This is a genomic window from Bradyrhizobium sp. UNPA324 (assembly GCF_006658635.1).
Taxonomy (GTDB): Bacteria; Pseudomonadota; Alphaproteobacteria; order Rhizobiales; family Xanthobacteraceae; genus Bradyrhizobium; species Bradyrhizobium nanningense.
In genome coordinates this window covers 4,161,369-4,179,082 of sequence record NZ_LFJD01000004.1, presented here as the reverse complement: position 1 = coordinate 4,179,082, position 17,714 = coordinate 4,161,369, and the positions used below count along the sequence as shown (strand labels likewise).

The window sequence follows — 17,714 nt, the reverse complement described above, 5'->3', positions numbered from 1 at the left end:
TGTCAGGTGAATGATGAGGACCAAGACTTGACCGCGGGGGTGCGCTGCGCTCCCTCCCCCGCTTGCGGGGGAGGGCGGGGGGAGAGGGTGCTTCCGCAACGGGGCAGTCCCCTAGAGCAGAAACCCTCTCCCGGCCTCTCCCGCGAGCGGGAGAGGTGAAGCAAGCAAGATCAGCGCTTGTTCTTGACCGGAACGTCCATGTCCTCGATCTTCAGCTCGCGCACCGGCTCGAGCACGGCCCAGGCGACGTTCGGATCGACCTTGACCTTGAACGCGTACATGCTCTGCAGCGCCTGATGGTCTTCTTTCCGGAACACCATCTTGCCCTTCGGCGTGTCGAACTCCAGACCCTCCATCGCCGTGATCAGCTTCTCGGTATCGGTCGACTTCGCCTTGGTGACGGCGGCGACGACGGACATCGCGGCGGCAAAGCCCCCGGCGGTGAAGAAGTCCGGCGGCGCCTTGAAGCGCTTCTGGTGCTCGGCGACCAGCCAGTCGTTCACCGGGTTCTTCGGGATCTCGTAGAAATAATAGGTCGCGCCTTCCATGCCGGGCAGCCCTTTATAGGCGGCCAGCGCCGGCAGGATGTTGCCGCCGGTGGAGAGCTCGATGCCGTAGCGCTTCGGGTCCATGTCCTGGAGCTTGGCCAGCGGATTGCCGGCGCCGGCCCAGATCACCCAGATCACCTTGCGGCCCGGCTTGTCCTTCAGCGCGTCGAACAGACGTTGGCCGACCGCGGTGAAGTCGGTGGTGTTGGTCGGCGCGTATTCTTCCGCCGCCAGCGTCGCGCCGGTCTTGGCGAGCGCCTCCTTGAAGGCAGCGACGCCATCGCGGCCGAACGCATAGTCCTGCGCCAGCGTTGCCACGGTGACGCCCTGCTTGCCGATCGCAACCGCATTCGAGATCGCGTCCTGCGAGGAGTTGCGCGCGGTGCGGAAGATGTAGCGATTCCACTTCTCGCCGGTAATCTGGTCCGCGACGGCGGGCTCGACGATCAGGATCTTCTTGTTTTCTTCGGCGACGGGGAGAATTGCGAGCGCCGCTGCCGACGAGGTCGTGCCGATCGCGATGTCGGCCTTGTCGTCCTGATAGGCTTCCGCGAGCGCAGCCTTGGCGAGGTCCGGCTTGCCCTGGTCGTCCTTGGTGATGATGACGATCTTGCGGCCGTCGAGCGTCATCGTGCCCTTGGTGGCGTATTCAAAGCCCATTTGCAGGCCGGTCTCGGTCTGCTTGGCGTAGGCTTCGAGCGGGCCGGTCTTGCCGTAGATCAGCGCGATCTTGAGATCGTCGGCTCGCGCGGAGGTGCCCGCGGCGAGCGCGAGAATGGTTGTTGTTATGATGAATGATCGACGCACGATGGTCCCTCCTGATGTAAAGTTTCTGGCAACAGCGATTTGCACAACGCTACGAACATTGCAATTGCACCTTCCGGCCGGGCCTGTTGGCCGTTCGAACTTGCGTCATCTTTGGGCTGGCCGCGCATTGCCGGCTCCCTCGGCCAGACGCCGATCCGACTGCGCCTCGTCCGCGCTTTCGAAAATATGCGGCGCGACGCCGCGCTTCTCCAGGGCTTCGCCGAGCTTGATGCGCAGGAAGCCGGACGTGGTATAGCGCGACACGCCGGAATAGAAGCGATCGACGAGGCTGCGGAGCATGGCCGAATAGTCGTCCATCAACTCCGGCAGGATGGAAAAATTGTCATAATTGACGATGGCGTAGACGCGGCGACCGAGCGGCGCGAGCCTGGCCTCGACGATCGCGGCGATGGTATCGATCTCGGCCTTGCTGCGCAGCGGATAGCGCTCCAGATTGACGAAGAACAGGTTCTGCTGCTCGTCCAGCGTGAAGCGCTGGTCGAGCGGAATGGTGAGCAGGCGCTCGCGCAGCTCCATGAGGCCTTCGCGGAAGATGCGGTCGTCCATCAGCGCCGGGTCGCGCGGGATCAGCGGCTTGAAATCCATCAGGCGCAAAATGTCCCGCTCGACGTCGATACCTGGTGCGATCTCGGTGAGCTCGATGCCGTCGGGCCGGAGCTCGAACACGCAGCGCTCGGTGACATACAGCGTGCGTTGCTTGCGCGCGGCAGCGAACGGGCCGCTGAAGGTGACATGCTCGACGTTACCTACGAACTTGCGCGACTTGGCTTCGTCGAGAATGATGAGCTTCCCGTCGTTCACCGCAATACGTTGCTTGCCCGCACCGAAGGTGCCGACGAAGATGACCTCCTTGGCGTTCTGGCTGATGTTGATGAAGCCGCCGGCGCCCGCGAGCTTCGGCCCGAACTTGCTGACATTGAGGTTGCCGGCGCGGTCGACCTGGGCGAGCCCGAGAAAGGCGGCGTCCAAGCCGCCGCCGTCGTAGAAGTCGAACTGATAGGGCTGGTCGATCACCGCCTGCGTGTTGATCGCCGCGCCGAAATCGATGCCGCTCGCAGGGATGCCGCCGATCACGCCGGGCTCCGCCGTCAGCGTGATGAGGTCGATGATCCGCTCCTCATTGGCGACCGAGGCAATGCCCTCGGGCATGCCGATGCCGAGATTGACGACGCTGTTGGCCTTCAATTCCAGGGCGGCGCGCCGCGCGATGATCTTGCGCTCGCTGACCGGCATCGCCGGCAGCGAAGCGGCACGGACGCGGATCTCGCTTGAGAAGGCCGGATTGTATTGCGTGCCGAACGTCTGCCAATGATTCTCGGGCCTTGCCACCACGACGCAGTCGACCAGGATGCCGGGAATCTTGACCTGGCGCGGATTGAGGCTGCCGGCCTCGGCCACGCGTTCGACCTGGGCGATGACGATGCCGCCGGAATTATGCGCCGCCATCGCAATGGCGAGCGCTTCCAGCGTCAACGCCTCCTTCTCCATGGTGAGGTTGCCGTCGGGATCGCCCGTGGTGGCGCGGATGATGCCGACATTGATCGGAAAGGTTCTGTAGAGCAGGCACTCTTCGCCGTGGATCGTGATCAGCTCCACCATGTCCTCGGTGGTGCGTGCGTTCAGCTTGCCGCCGCCCTGCCTGGGGTCGACGAAGGTGCCCATGCCGACGCGGGTGACATGGCCGGGCCGGTGCGCGGCGATGTCGCGGAACAGATGCGTGATGACGCCCTGCGGCAAATTGTAGGCCTCGATCTGGCCCGCGATCGCGAGCTGCTGTAATTTCGGCGCAAGTCCCCAATGTCCGCCGATCACGCGGCGGACCAGGCCTTCATGCGCGAAATGGTTGAGGCCGCGCTGTTTGCCGTCGCCCTGGCCTGCCGCATAGACCAGCGTCAAATTGCGCGGCTTGCCCTGCGTATAGGGCGCATCGCCCTCGTTGGAGAGATAGAGCTCCTCCAGCGCGATCGCGATCTCCTCGGCAAAGCCAATGCCGACGAAGCCGCCGGTCGCCACCGTGTCGCCGTCGCGGATCAGCATGACCGCTTCGGCCGCCGTGACGACCTTGCCTTTCTCGGAATTGCGCAAATAGGGCAGAGCTGGATGATGGCTCACGGTGGTCCTCCCGATCCCTTCGACCGTATGCCGTTGTTGCTTGATCCTATCGCGAGGAGCAGCCGTGGAACAGCTTGCTCCTCGCGACGGCCGACACGATCAGGGCCATTCAGCCCTGAACTATCTTGCGTGTTTCGGTGGCGAAATAGACCGACACCACGGTGATCAGCGCGAGCGCGATCATGTAAAGCGAGATCGGCCAGGTTGCCGGCGCATAAGCCGTCATCAATCCCGTCGCGATCAGCGGCGACAGCGCGCCGGCGAAGATCGAGGCGAGATTGTAGCCGAGCGAGACGCCGCTATAGCGCACCTTGGTGCCGAACAGCTCCGACAGGAAGCTCGCCTGCGGTCCGTACATCGCGGCGTGACCGACGGCGAGACCCAGCACGATGGCGATCCAGGCCGCCTGCGGGTTCCTGGTCGCGAGCAGCATGAACAGCGGGAACGACATCAGTGCCGAGAACACCGCGCCGAAGATGTAGATCGGCCGCCGCCCGAGCCGGTCGGACAGCGCACCGAACGCCGGGATGGTGAAGGTCTCGATCGCCGCGCCAATCAGCACGCCGTTGAGCATGTCCTGCTTGTTCATGCCGAGCGATTGCGTGGCGTAAGCGAGCACGAAGGTCGCGTAGATGTAGAAGAAGCCGTTCTCGGCAAAGCGCGCGCCCATCGCCAGCAGGATGTTCTTCGGGTACATGCGGATCGCCTCGAGGATCGGCATCTTCACCTCCTGCTTGGTGTCCTTGACCTTCTGGAACTCCGGCGATTCCGCGATGGTGAAGCGGATCCAGAGGCCGACCAGCACCAGCGCGACGGAGAACAGGAACGGGATGCGCCAGCCCCAGGCATAGAGCTGCGCGTCGGTCAGCATTGCTGAGACCACCGAGAACACCAAGGTCCCGAGCACGAGGCCGAGCGGTGCGCCGAGCTGCGGCCAGCTGCCGTAAAAACCCTTTTTGTCCGCGGGCGCATGCTCGACCGCCATCAGCACCGCGCCGCCCCATTCGCCACCGAGGCCGAAGCCCTGGATCAGCCGGCAGGCGACCAGCAGGACCGCGGCCCAGATGCCCGCGGACTCGTAGGTCGGCAGGAAGCCGATGGCGGCGGTCGCGGCGCCCATGATCAGCAGCGTCAGATAGAGCATGGTCTTGCGGCCGATCTTGTCGCCGTAATGGCCGAACACGATTCCGCCGAGCGGGCGCGCGATGAAGCCGAGCGCGTAGGTCGCGAACGCCAGCAGCGTTCCCATCATGGGGTCGAAGGTCGGAAAGAACAGCTTGTTGAAGATCAGCGCGGCGGCGGTGCCGTAGAGGAAGAAGTCGTACCACTCGATGGCCGTGCCGATCAGGCTCGCGGTGGCGACCGTGACGTGCGAGGGCTGTTTCGCCTGAAGCTGATGGACCGAGATCGCTTCACTCATCTTGCGTCCTCCCTGGTTTAAGAATGCGCATGTGCAGCATGCGTCATTGTGCAGAGCGAAGAGCAAGGTCCGCGCCAGATGCGGACGGTTTGCGCAAACTGGCGGAAAACACGGCAATTTCCGCCGTGACCGGCCGAAAGAGGGGCGCGGCGCCCTGTCCGGAATCCGAGACTCCGGACAGGTCCGTGTCTCGAAACTCAGACGGAGGCCGGTCCCGCGGCAAGACCGAACTTGGCGAGCTTCTTGTAGAAGGTCGCGCGCGAGATCCGCAGCAACCTGGCGGCCTCGGTGATCTGGCCGTTGCTGGCGGCGAGCGCCTGTTCGAGCGTGTGCTTCTCGAACTCCGCCTCGGCCTCGGCATAAGGCACGACGATGCCGGCCGGGCGCTCGGATGCCGCAGGCCTGACCTCGGTGCCGACGGAAAGGATGCGCGCGACGTCCTCGCCGGTCAGCCGGCCGGAATCGCTGAGGATCAACGCCCGCTCCAGGATGTTGCGGAGCTCGCGGACGTTGCCCGGCCAGTCGTAGCGCGCGAGCGCGGCGAGCGCGCTCGGCGTGATCTTCGCCTTGACGTAGTCGCCGGATGCGCTGATGTCCTCGAGCAACCGGGCGCAGATGTCTGGAAGATCGTCCAGGCATTGGCGCAGCGGCGGCAGCTCGATCGAGAGCACGTTCAGCCGATAATAGAGATCGGGCCGAAACGCGCCGTCGCTGACGCGCTTGCGCAAGTCGACATTGGTGGCGGCGACCACGCGCACGTCGACCTTGGATATCTTGTCCGAGCCGAGCGGCTCAATCTCGCGCTCCTGCAGCACGCGCAGCAGCTTGGCCTGCAATTGCAGCGGCATCTCGCCGATCTCGTCGAGGAACAGCGTGCCACCGTCCGCGATGCGGAACTTGCCCTCGCGTCCCCTGCGGTCGGCTCCGGTATAGGCGCCCGGCGCGGTGCCGAAGAATTCCGACTCGATCAGCGTGTCGGGAATCGCGGCGACATTGACGCTGACGAACGGCTTCTCCGCACGCGTGGAAGCATTGTGGATCGCCTGCGCCAGCATCTCCTTGCCCGTTCCGGTCTCGCCGGTGAGGAGCACCGTGACGCTCTGCCGCGCGGCGCGGCTTGCGAGCGCCTTGGCCTGCGCGATAGCAGGCGTGGTGCCGACGAAGTCGGCGAAGGTGAAGCGCGCCGCACGCGCGTTCGACAATTGCCGCCGCGCCAGGCGCAAATCGCTCTCGAGCTGGGCGACGCGGGCGAGCAGCGGCTTCAGGCTTTCGAGATGGTCATAGAGCACGAAGCCGATCGCGCCGATCACCGTCCCGTTCTCGTCCTCGATCGGCATGCGCGTGACGACGAGCTGCTCGCCGCCGAGCTCCATGATGTCGAGCAGGATCGGCTCGCCGGTCTCGACCACCTTGCGCATCAGGCTGTTCGGAATGACCTCCTCGATCGGCCGGCCGATCGCCTCGCTGGTCCGCTTGAGGCCGAGCGCCGCGAGATATTTTTCGTTGACGTAGACGACCCGCCCGCCGCGGTCGATCGCGATGGCGCCCTCGCAGAGCTTTTCCAGCCGTTCGAACAACGTCTCCATCGCGCGCGCACGGAGATAGGAGGGGTCGCTGATCGAGGAGGAAGCGGACATGACATGCCTCGGGGAGGTCCGCCCGTGTATTAGCAAAAGGGCAGCAATTTCAAAGGGGGAAATGGGTCTCTGAGCCGATCGCAAGTCTATCCCCCGTCACCCCCGCGCAATGGCGAAGCCATTGTCGCTGGAGGTGGCCGCTTCTTCAGCGGCCCTCGAAGGGCGACGGCCCGGCTGACAGCTCGGCCGTTCATCCTTCGAGGCTCGGCCCACGATGCGTTCGCATCGCGGGCTTCGCACCTCAGGATGACGGAGAACGATCAGCGCTCAGCGCATCGTCAAGGAGCGTCCCTACCGCCGATACCCGCTCGCGCGCGAATAGCCCTGGCGGTTCTGCTGGTGTGGGCGGCTCGCGACGCTCGCCCGCGCCTCGCTGGAGAGCGGGGTTGCGAGCTTCAGCTCCTCCAGGAAGATCGGACGGGAGAAGTAATAGCCCTGCGCGTAGCGGATCTTGGTCGCGGCCTGGAGATAGGCGAGCTCCTCGAAGGATTCGAGGCCTTCGGCGATCACGGTCATGCCGAGCGCTTCGCTCAAGGATTCGATCGCGCGAAGGATGCCCTGGCTGCGCGGGCGCTTATGGATGTCGGTGATGAAGGAGCGGTCGATCTTGATCTCGTCCGCGGTGATGTCGGCCAGCGCCGAGAGCGAGGAATAGCCGGTGCCGAAATCGTCGATCGAGATGCCGACGCCGAGCTTGCGGAACATCGGCAGGATCTCGGCCTGGAAGTGATTTTTGGCGACGAAGGCATCTTCCGTCACCTCGATCATGAAGCGCTGGGGAAAGCCGGTCGCGTCCAGCGCCCGCGCAAAGCTGCGCATGAATTCGGGATTGCCGGCCTGCTTGGCGGCGACGTTGATGCTGATGGTCGCGTCAGTGCCGAACGTCGCGTTGATCGGGTCGATCGATTTGACGATCTCGGCGAGCACGAGGTGAGTCAGCTCGTCGATCAGGCCGAGCTCGCCGGCCAGATTGATGAACGAGCCGGGCGCCTGGATCACGCCTTCGTCGTCGCGCAGGCGCACCAGGGCCTCGATGCCCTTCACGGCCTGGGTGCGGATGTCGACCTTGGATTGGAAAGCGCAGCAGAAGCGCTTTTCCAGGATGGCGAGCCGCAGCGATTGCTCGATCTTCATCCGCGCCAATGCCTCGCGCTCCATGCTGGAGTCGAAGAAGGCCGCCGATCCCTTGCCGTCGTTCTTGACGCGGTACATCGCGATGTCGGCGTTCTGGCGCAGCGTCTCGAAGCTGCGGCCGTGATCGGGATGAAGGCTGACGCCGACGGAGGTGGAGGCGAAGACTTCCGAATTGTCGATGAAGAATGGCGCCGTCAGCCGCTCCAGCGTCGACTGCATGAATTCGGCGACCTCCTCCAGGCTCTGAATCGGCGACAGCAGGAGCAGGAATTCGTCCCCGGAGATGCGCGACAGCATGTCGGAATCGCGTAAGTCGCGTCCGAGCCGCTTCGATAATTCGACCAGCAGCGCATCGCCAACGGCGTGGCCGTAATAGTCGTTGATGTGCTTGAAATTGTCGACGTCGAGGAAGGCCAGCGCGAAACGCTCGCCACCGCTGTTCTCCGCAAGCAGGGTGTTGGCGCGGTGTTCGATCACGCGCCGCGAGGGCAGTCCGGTCAACTCGTCGAAATAGGCCGAGCGGAACAGCTGATCCTCGAAATTCTTTTGCTCGGTGATGTCGGAGGACGCCGAGATCAGGAGCTCGCGCCCGGCGAGGCGAACCGGACGATGGGTCGTGAGCAGCACCTGGCGCACGGCGCCATCGTGAAGCGCCTCTTCGGTGACGACAGGCTGGCCGGCGCTCAGGGCCCGGCGACAGGCTTCGCGGCGCGATGACGGATCAAGCGAGGGACGGCTGCCGTCCAAGCCGAGCTGCGCGGCGGCGGCATCGTTGACCAGCAGAAGCTCGCCATGCGCATCCTGCACGGTCAGGCCGGCCGGCAGCATTCTAACGATTTCCTTGAGAAAACCGAGCTCGGCTTCAGTCGCGCCGGAATATTCGTTGTCGTTCATAGACGTCATGAATCTTGTTGTTTCAGCGCGCTTTTGCAATAGACGCGATCTTGCGCGGTTCCCTCTTAAGTTTGGTTAAGGGGTCCGGAGAAATACGGGGCTGTTTTGGAGGAAACCTGGGACAAAGCGGCGCGCGCTGACGATCGTCATTAACAGAGCGTCAACAGCGCGGGTAGCGTTCAGGCTTCTCTTTCGTTTGTTTCGAGTCTAGCGAAAGGCTTGCTTAGGTTGAATCGGTTGGCCGCAAGGGCGGTGCACCAGGTCGCGCCAGAGGCGCGGGTGAGGGCTCTTTCTCTTGGGGGTTCTTGATTGCGGAGATACCCTCTCCCCAACCCTCCCCCGCAAGCGACCCTCCAGGGGAGGGAGCACACCTTTCACGTCGCGACGTTTATTCGCTTCGCGGGATCCGGCACTGCATGATGCAATGCAGCCCGGTCTTCAGGTAAGTGATCTCGGTCCTGCCATCGAAGGCCGACAGTGCCGATTTCAGCAGCTTGGTGCCGAAGCCGGGCTCGGACACCTGGTCCACGCTCGGCCCCTCGGTTTCGTCCCAGGTGATGGTCAGACGGTCGTCGCTGACGGTCCACGACACCTGCAACAGGCCGCGCGGTGAGGAGAACGCACCGTACTTGCCCGCGTTGGTGGCGAGCTCGTGAAACATCAAGGACAGCGTGACCGCGAGCTTCGGCGGCAGGAACAGTCGCTCGCCATTGAGGGTGAAGCGGACATGGCCGTAGGGACCAAGCTCCGAGATCAGGAGATCCCGTATATCGCAGCCGCCTTTATCGATCCGCGAGATCAAATCGTCGGTTGCGGCCAGCGATCGCAGTCGCGGATCGACCCGGGCCCAGACCTCTGGCTGGTCATGCAGCACCTGATGCAGCACGGCATGCACAGTCGACAGCTTGTTCTTCAGCCGGTGCTGCAGCTCGTCGACCAGCAGCTTGCGATAGTCCTCTTCCTCGATCAGGCGCCTGGAGATCCGGCGCTGCTCCACCAGCAGGGTGCGATAGTGCTCGACCCCCCAGATGGTCAGCGCGCTCACGGCCCAGTAAAGCGCCAGCAAGGCAAACCGCGCGTGATCGGCCAAGGCATCGCTGAAATTCACGACGACGCCGAGCACGCCCCCGACGAGCGCCGTGATCACGCCGATACGGAAGCCCCCGAACGCGGCGGCAAAGAACACGGCCGGGAAATACGGCGTGAAGTAGACATCGGGTCGCACATGCGCGAGACCCCAGCGCGCCAACGTCGCAACGATCAGGCAGACGACCGCAAACGCGAGGCTCAGACCGAGCGATGGCGGTGCCACGCCCTGCCAACCACTTCGGAATTCGTCGATCAACTTCCTCATGTGCAGCCCGGTTGCGATATGCGTCCGAAAATCGAGCGGTCACCGGGAATGTTACGCATGCCGGCAGCGCAAGCAAAGCTTGCGTTGTCGGGAGCCGGCAGGAATAGTGACCGTCGCGGCGCCGACTGACGCGGCGCCGTCATCGACCGGTGTCCGCCATTCGGCGTCAAGTGGTTCGAAAACAGGAACATTCCATGGGCAGGCTGGACGGCAAGGTTGCGGTGATTACGGGAGCGACGAGCGGGATCGGATTGCGCACTGCGGAAGTCTTCGTTGCCGAAGGTGCCAAAATTGTGATCGCGGGCCGGCGCGTACCGGAAGGCGAGGCGCTGGCGAAGCAGCTCGGGGCTAATTGTATCTTCCGCCAGACCGACGTGACGGTCGAAGCGCAGATGCAGGCCCTGATCGCGCTCGCCGTGGACAAGTTCGGCCGGATCGACTGCCTGTTCAACAATGCGGGCGGCCCGGCGCAGACCGGCGGCATCGAGGGCCTCGAGGTCGAGCGCTTCGATGCGGCGATGGCGACGCTGGTGCGCAGCGTCATGCTCGGCATGAAGCACGCCGCGCCCGTCATGAAGCAGCAGGGGAGCGGCAGCATCATCAACAATGGCAGCATCGCCGGTCGCCTCGCCGGCTTCTCGTCCTCGATGGTCTATAGCGCGGCCAAGGCGGCGGTGATTCACCTCACCAAATGCGTGGCGATGGAGCTCGGCGAGTCCAATGTGCGCGTCAATTCGATCTCGCCTGGCGCGATCGCGACCGGCATCTTCGGCAAGGCGCTCGGGCTGTCGACCGACGCCGCGGAGAAGACGCCCGCGGTGATGCGCGAGGTCTACAAGACCGCGCAGCCGATCCCGCGGGCCGGCCTTCCCGACGACATCGCCCAGGCCGCACTGTTCCTGGCCAGCGACGAATCCAGCTTCATCAACGGCCACGATCTCGTCGTCGACGGCGCCATGACCGGCGGCCGCAACTGGAGCCAGCAGCAGCAGGGCTATGTGACCTTGCGCAAGGCGTTCGATCAGGGGGCGTAGCAGCTCCGGGGCCGGTGCCGTAGGGTGGGTCAGCCGAAGGCGTAATCCACCTCTTTGGTGTCCGCGGCGACAGAAGTGGTGGGTTACGCTAGCGGACCGCGCTTCGCGCGGCCGCGAGCTAACCCACCCTACGAGCGCGGCGCTACACCGCCTTCACCCTCACTCGCAACCCGTCCCGCGGCTTCGGGATCGGCCACATCTGCCAGTCCGGCTTGTAGCCCTCCTCCAGCGACACCTCGATGTTCTGCAGGAAGTGCCGCGCGAAGCATTTCGCCTGCATGTAGGCGAAGTGCAGGCCGAGGCACATATGCGCGCCCCCGCCGAACGGGACGAAGGCGAAGCGGTGGCGGCCGCGCTGGGCCTCCTCGGTGAAGCGCATGGGATCGAAGCGGTCCGGCTCCGGCCAGATATCCTTCATGTGATGGGTATAGAGCGGATTGACGCCGACCGCGGTGCCGGCGGGAATCGTAAAACCCTTGAAGGTGAAATCGCGCATGGCGCGGCGCGGCATCGAGGGTACCGGCGGCTTGATCCGCAGCGCCTCCTTGAACGCCATCTCCGCCAGCGGCATCTTTTCGAGATCGTCGAAGCTGCTCGGCGCGCCCGGCGCAAGCCCGAGCGCGAGAACTTCCGCGCGCAGCCGGTCCTGCCAGTCCGGATTGGCGGCAAGCTCGCCGATGAAGGACGTCAGCGACGAGGTCAGCGTGTCGTGCGCCGCCATCATCAGGAAGCTCATATGGTCGATGATGTCCTGCTCGGACAACAGTGCGCCGTCCTCGTGGGTGGCGCGGCACAGCTGCGAGAACAGATCGTCGCCGCCGTGATTGCCGCGGCGCAGCGGGATCTGCTCGCGGAAATAAGCGACGATGCGCTTGCGCCCCCTGACGCCACGCGCCATCTGGGTGCCGGGCAGCGGGCGGCGGATCGGGGCGACGGCAGCCGCGACCATGTCGACGAAGGCGCGGTTGATCTCGTCGACCTCCGGCCCGATGTCGGCGCCGAGGAACGAGGCCGCGGCGAGATCGAGTGTGAGCTGCTTCATCGCCGGGTAAAGCTGCATTTCCCCCGGCTTGGACCTCCACTGCGCGACCCGCGCGGCGATGCCGCGGTCGAGATCGGCGAGATAGGATTTCATCGGCCCGGACTTGAATGCGACCGACAGCGTCTTGCGGTGCAGCCGGTGCTCGTCGAAATCGAGCAGCATCAATCCGCGCGGAAACAACAGGCCGAGCACTCTGTTCCAGCCGTGGGTCGAGGAGAACAGCTTCTGCTGGTCGAACAACACGAGCTCGTTGGCCTCCGGCCCGAGCAGCACGACATTGGTCTCGCCGAAAATATGAGTGCGGTAGATCGGGCCGTATTTGGCGCCGTTCGCCTCGATATGGCCTTTGGGATCGGCCAGCACCTGGAGGGTCTTGCCGATGATCGGCCAGCCTTCATCGCCGGGAATGTGCGTCAGGGCGTTGCGTTTGGGCGCGGTGTAGTCGGGCGCCGTTGCGACCACGTTCTGCATCGACATGACGGTTGCTCCGGTTGGCAGGCTCCGCCAGCGTAGCACAATCCGGGCACGGTGATGCGACGGTTGCTGGCGCAAATGACCACAGACGACATCGTCGTCCTCGTGCAGGCGGGGACCCATACCCACAGGAAGAGGTTATGGCGCGAAGCCGGCAACTCCGAGTCTTCGTAAAACTGCATCCTATAGTTATGGGTCCTCAGATGCGCAATTGCGCATCATAGTTCGCGCTGCACGCGCCCCGGGACGACGAGTGCAGTGCGACCTACCGCTTCGCCGCCTCCTTCTGCAGATCCGGGGCGTTGACGGCGGGAATGGCGACACGGCCGGGGCCGGTCACCTTGAGCGCCTCGGCGGCCTTCTCGTTCTCCATGATCTTGGCCATCACCGCCTGGCCCGCGCGCTCGAAGATCGCGCGGTTCTCGATCACGAATTTTTGCGATTTGCGCAGGCCATCGATATAGCCGTTGATCTCCGGCACGACGTAGCGGGCCACCATGTCCCAGCTCCGGCGCGTCGCTTCCGGATTGGCCCAGTCGTGCACGAAGCCGATGATGGCGCCGACCCCGCCGGAGACCTGCATCACGTTCTTGATGGTTTTGACGAGATCGTCGGGCGTGCCGATGGTGGAGGCTGCGCCCTCGACGAAAGCTGTCTTGTCCACGGCCTCGTCGGGCGAGGAGAAGGCGGTAAGGCCCGGCCGCTGCAGCGTGCCGACATTATATTCGTTGTGCCAGCGCATCAGCCCGGCGCCAGCCTCCTTGCGCGCCTGCTCCCGGGTCTCGGCGATGTGGAAGGTCAGGAGCACGCGCCAGTCGGCACGGTCGACCTTCGTGCCGTGCTTTTTCGCGGCGTCCTCGGCGAACTGCCATTGCTGCTGCAGCGACATCAGGCCCTGCGTCGTCATCGAGCCCAGCGAGATGATGCCGATGCCGTATTTGCCCGCGAGCGTCATGCCGGAGGGCGAGATCTGCGAGGCCACGACGAACGGCATCTCCTCTTGCAAGGGGAGGATCTGCAGCGCGGCGTCGTTCATGGTGAACCAGTCGCTCTTGGCGGTGACGCGCTCGCCGTTGAACAGCCGGCGGATGATGCCGATGGCTTCGTCCTGGCGGTCGCGCTGCGTCATCGGGTCGATGCCGAGCGTATGTGCGTCCGAGGCAAGCGCGCCGGGGCCGGAGCCGAAGATGGCGCGGCCGCCGGTCATGTGGTCGAGCTGCACCATGCGCTGGGCGACGTTGTAGGGATGATGATAGGGCAGAGACACCACGCCGGTGCCGAGCTTGATCCGCTTGGTGCGCTCGCCGGCCGCGGCCAGGAACATCTCCGGCGAGGCGATCATCTCCCAGCCGGATGAATGGTGCTCGCCGCACCAGAACTCGTCATAACCGAGCGCGTCGAGCTGCTCGACCAGGTCGAGGTCGCGCCGGAACTGGAGCATCGGATGCTCCCCGATCGGGTGATGCGGGGCAAGGAAGGCTCCGAACTTCAGGCGTGCCATGACGTTTTCTCCGGCTTTGATTTTCTGTTTGTTGGAGCTGCAAGGCTACGTGTCGGACGGGGCGAACGCAATTGCGCGGTGTCCCGTGTTACGGAATGCAGGCATGCGTGTTTTTCTCCCTCTCCCCGCTTGGGGCCGGGACGAGCTTGCTCGCCCGAGTAGGGTCGGGGTGAGGGGAGTCTCCGCGGGGACGGTGTCAGTTGGACTTCCGAAATGCCCCGCGCCGTCATTGCGAGCGCAGCGAAGCAATCCGGAGTCTTTCCGCGGAGGAATTCTGGATTGCTTCGCTACGCTCGCAATCATGTGTTGAGAGTGCGTTGTTCCAGCGACATCCAACTCGCGGAGATTCCCCTCACCTGGAATTCAAACTTCGTTTGAATTCCGGCCTCTCCCCGCAAACGAGGGGAGGCGAGGAGCGCACGAACCTTACCTCTGAGGTAATCGCGGTGCTGCATGTGGTTTGAGATCATCGGCCGCGAGCCTAAGGACCTGCACCGATGCATCAAATCGTCACAAAGCCAATCGATTCGACCCGGCGTTGGTGGATATTGGCGACCGTCGTGGCCGCGCAGTTCATGTTCGGCGTCGATGCCTTTATCGTGAACGTCGCCATTCCCACCATCGCGGTGGAGCTGAAGGCGACGCCGGCACAGATCGAATCCGTGATCGCGATCTATCTGATCGCCTACGCCACGCTGGTCGTCACCGGCGGCCGTCTCGGCGACATCCACGGCACCAGGAACGTGTTCCTGGCCGGTGTGCTTGGCTTCACCCTGACGTCGCTGTGGTGCGGCCTCGCGCTGTCAGGCGCGGAGCTGATCATCGCCCGGTTGGCGCAGGGCGCGACCGCGGCGCTGATGGTGCCTCAGGTGCTGGCAACGCTGCATCTGTTGTTCACGGACGGCCAGCGCAGCCGCGCCTTCGCCATCTACGGCATCGTGCTCGGGCTGGCCGGCGCGGCCGGCTTCCTGCTCGGCGGCCTCTTGATCACGGTCGATCTTGCCGGCACTGGCTGGCGTTCGGTGTTCTTCGTCAACGTTCCCGCCGGCCTCGTCATTGCTTTTGTCGCCTGGCGCATCATGCCGTCGGTGCCGCGGCAATCAGGAACAAGGCTCGACATCAAAGGCAGCGTGGTCCTGTTCGCGGGGCTGCTGTGCCTGATCGGCCCGCTGCTGTTCGGTCACGATGTCGGCTGGGCGCCCTGGCTGTGGGCCGTGATGGCGGTCGGTGGCGGCATTCTGGCCGCCTTCCTGAAGCTGGAGCATGCGGTCGCGCGCGCCGGCGGCATGCCGCTGATCGATCTCACGCTGCTGGCGGATGCCGCGTTCCTGCGCAGGCTGGTTGCCGCCCTCTTCTTCTTCCTCGCCAATCTCTCTTTCTACCTCGTCATGACGCTGTTCATGCAGCGCGGCCTGAAGATCCCGCCGCTCACGGCCGGTATGGCCTTCCTACCGCTCGCGCTGGCCTTCGTCGTGGCGTCGCGCCACAGCGGTGCGCGGGCGCGACATCGCGGCAGCAGGGTGTTGATCGAAGGCTGCGCGATCCAGATCGTTGGCCTCGCCGCGCTCGCGCTTGTCGCAGGGTTTGTCGATGCGCCGACGCCAATCCTGCTCGCGTTCACCATGATCATCTTCGGTTACGGCCAGGGATTGGTGATGGCGCCGCTCTCCGGCGCGGTGCTCTCGACGGTGAAGCCCGTCGCCGCAGGCTCGGCCTCCGGCGTCTACGGCACCATTGCGCAGATCGGAAATGCGGCCGGAGTGGCCGCAATCGGCGCGGTGTACTTCGCGGTCGAAGCCTTGCAATCAACGCGCGCAGGATTTCTGGTCTCGCTCGGACTGTTTGTGACATTAATCCTGATCTGCGTCACATTTCTGTCGTGGCTGCGCCGCGCATCTGCATGAAGTCGAGGCAGTGCGGTTAATACGCGTGATTCCCGCGAGATTTCCCGTGATTTCCGCTGAATTGACAGCGCACGGTCTTTTTATTTTGCAACGCAGCAACTATCTGGTTTGGCTGAACGTTGAACGTCGCCCACCAGGAAGTTGCCGTGTCGCTTGCCAAAAATGTTGATCTGTTGAGACGTCTGCCCAGGCTGGACGGTCTGCGCTTTGCCGGGCTTGGGCGCGGCGCGGATGTGTCAAGTCCGTTGCAGGAGGTTACCGGCTTCGGCGGCAATCCCGGTGGCTTACGCATGTTCGCATTCGTGCCCGCGCAGTTGCAGAAGCCGCGCGCGCTGGTCGTCGTGCTGCACGGCTGCGGGCAGACAGCAGCAGCCTATGATCTCGGCGCCGGCTGGTCGACGCTGGCTCAGCACTATGGCTTCGCGCTGTTGATGCCCGAGCAGCAGCGCATCAACAACGGCAACACCTGCTTCAACTGGTTCAACCCGGAAGACACGGCGCGAGGCAGCGGCGAGGCGTACTCGATCCGCGAGATGATCGCACATATGATCCGGGCACACCGCATCGATCCCGGGCGCGTCTTCATCACCGGCCTGTCCGCCGGTGGCGGCATGACCTCGGTCATGCTCGCGACCTATCCGGAAGTCTTCGCGGCCGGCGCGGTCATTGCGGGACTACCCTATGGCATCGCCACCAACCTGCGCGAGGCGCTCGACGGCATGTTTCATTCCCCGGCGCGTCCGGCGCGCGAGCTCGGCGATCTCGTGCGTAACGCCTCAGATCATCGCGGTGCCTGGCCGAAAATGTCGGTGTGGCACGGCAGTGCCGACCGCACCGTCAATCCCGGCAATGCCAACGAGATCGTCAAGCAGTGGCTCGATCTGCACGATTTGCCGGAAGCGCCGATGGCGGAGACCATCGTTGACGGCTATCCGCGCCAGGCCTGGTGGGGCAAGGACGGCGAGACGTTGGTGGAATCCTACGCCATCACCGACATGGCGCATGGCACGCCGCTTGGCCTTGCCGACAACGATCAGCGCTATGGCGTCGAAGGCTCCTTCCTGATCGAGGCCGGGATCTCCTCGTCCTACCACATCGCAAAGTTCTTCGGCCTCACCGACTGGATCGCAGACGCTGCAAAGGCGGAAGCCAAGCCGGCAGCGAAGCCTGTAGCAAAGCCGGTGCTCTCGCCCGCGCCGCATCTCGCCCGCTCGATCCGCGCGTCGGTCGCCGAACAGCCGGCCGAGCCGAAGCGCGAGCAGGCCCGTAGCTTCGATCTCGGCCAGATCATCACGCGGGCGCTGACCGCCGCGGGATTGATGAAGTAACCACCGCCGTCGTCCCTGCGAACGCAGGGACCCATACCGCGGAATCTATCGATCGGCGCCGGTAGAAGTACCGAACACCGAGTTCCCATACTCACCGCTCTGGGTCCCTGCGTTCGCAGGGACGACAGCTGAGTTTGCGGCTACGCCGTCTGGCCGATCCATTCGATCGGCGTTGCCGTCACCTCGCCGCCGGAGACTTGTCGTGTCATCGCCGAATAGGCCTTGAAGAAGTCGCGCGATTGCAGCGTCTTCTGCGCATCCTCGTCGGCGACGCTGGCGAGATGGAAGTAGTGGCCGTCGTCGCGATTCTTCAGGACGCGATAGCCGATCCGCCCTTTCAGCTCCGGATCGCTGTCGATCGCCTTGATGAAGCGGCCGATCTCCTGGTGCCAGGCCTCTGTGGCGCCGTCCTTGAATTCGTATTTGATCATGAAGTGCTTCATGTGACGCTCCCTGTTCGACATGTGCGTCATCATCTGCGCCTCATGGGCGTTGCCGCAAGTA

The 17,714-nt window shown here is 64.2% G+C and carries 12 protein-coding genes; 3 read left to right on the top strand and 9 right to left on the bottom strand.

Translation table 11 applies throughout. The features are described from left to right. Positions 1-170: 170 nt before the first annotated feature. The 6 genes from UNPA324_RS20055 to UNPA324_RS20030 all read right to left on the bottom strand — a co-directional run bounded on the left by UNPA324_RS20055 (position 171) and on the right by UNPA324_RS20030 (position 9,927). Positions 171-1,355, bottom strand: a complete 1,185-nt coding sequence (locus UNPA324_RS20055) for a substrate-binding domain-containing protein (protein WP_128922763.1) — start codon at positions 1,353-1,355, stop codon at positions 171-173. Positions 1,356-1,460: 105 nt separating this feature from the next. Continuing rightward, positions 1,461-3,488: an acyl CoA:acetate/3-ketoacid CoA transferase gene (locus tag UNPA324_RS20050; protein WP_141935584.1), complete on the bottom strand. Its 2,028-nt coding sequence runs from the start codon at positions 3,486-3,488 to the stop codon at positions 1,461-1,463. A 109-nt stretch (positions 3,489-3,597) separates the two neighbouring features. Next, a complete protein-coding gene (locus UNPA324_RS20045) occupies positions 3,598-4,908 on the bottom strand; it encodes an MFS transporter (RefSeq protein WP_128922765.1) in 1,311 nt (436 codons plus the stop codon). Positions 4,909-5,105: 197 nt separating this feature from the next. Further along, complete coding sequence (locus UNPA324_RS20040; protein WP_128922766.1) at positions 5,106-6,545, bottom strand: sigma-54 interaction domain-containing protein; 1,440 nt, start codon at positions 6,543-6,545, stop codon at positions 5,106-5,108. 291 nt (positions 6,546-6,836) lie between these two features. Next, the gene (locus UNPA324_RS20035) at positions 6,837-8,573 is read right to left on the bottom strand and encodes a putative bifunctional diguanylate cyclase/phosphodiesterase (protein ID WP_164936702.1); all 1,737 of its coding nucleotides are present in this window, start codon (positions 8,571-8,573) and stop codon (positions 6,837-6,839) included. 388 nt (positions 8,574-8,961) lie between these two features. Further along, on the bottom strand, positions 8,962-9,927 hold the full coding sequence (locus UNPA324_RS20030; RefSeq protein ID WP_141935582.1) for a sensor histidine kinase: 966 nt from the start codon (positions 9,925-9,927) through the stop codon (positions 8,962-8,964). 194 nt (positions 9,928-10,121) lie between these two features. Here UNPA324_RS20030 and UNPA324_RS20025 point away from each other — a divergent pair, with 194 nt between their 5' ends. Next, positions 10,122-10,961 carry an SDR family NAD(P)-dependent oxidoreductase gene (locus UNPA324_RS20025; RefSeq protein WP_141935580.1) on the top strand — a complete coding sequence of 280 codons (840 nt, stop codon included), beginning with the start codon at positions 10,122-10,124 and terminating at the stop codon, positions 10,959-10,961. Between the two features lie 142 nt (positions 10,962-11,103). Here the strand turns inward: UNPA324_RS20025 and UNPA324_RS20020 are convergent, their stop codons facing one another. Continuing rightward, positions 11,104-12,480 (bottom strand): cytochrome P450, encoded by a 1,377-nt coding sequence (locus tag UNPA324_RS20020; protein WP_128922770.1) that lies wholly within the window; start codon positions 12,478-12,480, stop codon positions 11,104-11,106. A 262-nt stretch (positions 12,481-12,742) separates the two neighbouring features. Further along, entirely contained in the window at positions 12,743-13,978 is a 1,236-nt protein-coding gene (locus UNPA324_RS20015; RefSeq protein WP_141935578.1) for an LLM class flavin-dependent oxidoreductase, read from the bottom strand. Between the two features lie 497 nt (positions 13,979-14,475). On the opposite strand from UNPA324_RS20015, the gene UNPA324_RS20010 reads away from it, so the two are divergent. Both UNPA324_RS20010 and UNPA324_RS20005 read left to right on the top strand, forming a co-directional pair. Continuing rightward, the gene (locus UNPA324_RS20010) at positions 14,476-15,882 is read left to right on the top strand and encodes an MFS transporter (RefSeq protein WP_141935576.1); all 1,407 of its coding nucleotides are present in this window, start codon (positions 14,476-14,478) and stop codon (positions 15,880-15,882) included. A gap of 146 nt (positions 15,883-16,028) precedes the next feature. Then, positions 16,029-17,210: an extracellular catalytic domain type 1 short-chain-length polyhydroxyalkanoate depolymerase gene (locus UNPA324_RS20005; RefSeq protein WP_128922773.1), complete on the top strand. Its 1,182-nt coding sequence runs from the start codon at positions 16,029-16,031 to the stop codon at positions 17,208-17,210. Between the two features lie 140 nt (positions 17,211-17,350). Here UNPA324_RS20005 and UNPA324_RS20000 read toward each other — a convergent pair whose 3' ends face one another. Then, positions 17,351-17,653 (bottom strand): hypothetical protein, encoded by a 303-nt coding sequence (locus UNPA324_RS20000; protein ID WP_245471765.1) that lies wholly within the window; start codon positions 17,651-17,653, stop codon positions 17,351-17,353. Between the last annotated feature and the right edge of the window lie 61 nt (positions 17,654-17,714).